1 protein-coding gene and 1 pseudogene are annotated in these 853 nt (G+C 42.7%); both read right to left on the bottom strand.

Annotation, left to right across the window (positions count from 1 at the left end; translation table 11 throughout):
* Nucleotides 1–251, bottom strand: a pseudogene (locus tag CVN76_RS06045) (Fe-S cluster assembly protein SufD); the annotation flags it as partial.
* Nucleotides 252–266: 15 nt separating this feature from the next.
* The coding region (gene sufC, locus CVN76_RS06040; protein WP_100530607.1) for a Fe-S cluster assembly ATPase SufC at nucleotides 267–853 on the bottom strand (587 nt) is incomplete at its 5' end.

Here is an 853-nt window from a genome sequence, read left to right as displayed (position 1 = left end):
TCAATGATGGACTTGATTTCTTCCGGAAGCTCTTCCAATGAAGCAAAAGCTTCACTTTGAACCGCATGAGTCTTGAAGGAAGTAAAGTTCCATTTGTCGATTTTCGTTTTATCCGGCTTTGGCATCGGCAGCTTTTCCAATTCCGAAAAAGCTTGAATCCGAAGCTCCGAAAGCCAGGCTGGCTCATTATTTTTAGCTGAATAAGAGCTGATATCCTCTTGTTCAAACGGTAATTTCGTTTCTGTAGTCATTGCAAATCCTCCTACTTACGCTTCTTCGCCAACAGTTTCGTCTTCAATGCCCAATTCTTGTTTGATCCAATCATAACCTTCCGCTTCCAAGCGGGCAGCTAGCTCTGGACCACCTGATTTCACGACGCGTCCTTGCATCATGACATGGACAAAATCAGGAGTGATGTAATTTAATAGACGTTGGTAATGAGTGATGATCAAGCAGCCAAAGTCTTCTCCGCGCATTTCGTTGATCCCTTTTGAAACGACTTTAAGTGCATCGATATCAAGCCCTGAGTCAATCTCATCCAAAATGGCGATTTTAGGCTGAATCATCATTAATTGAAGAATTTCATTGCGTTTTTTCTCTCCGCCGGAGAATCCTTCGTTTAAATAACGTTGGGCCATATCTTCATCCATTTCAAGGAATTCCATTTTTTGATCCATTTGACGGATGAATTTCATCAATGAAATTTCGTCGCCTTCTTCACGGCGAGCGTTGATGGAAGAACGTAAGAAGTCAGCATTGGTAACCCCGCTGATTTCACTTGGATATTGCATAGCAAGGAATAGTCCGACACGAGCACGCTCGTCGACTTCCATTTCCAAAACATCTTCACCAT

This window comes from Bacillus sp. mrc49 (genome assembly GCF_002803435.1).
This window is presented reverse-complemented; position numbering and strand designations above follow the sequence as displayed.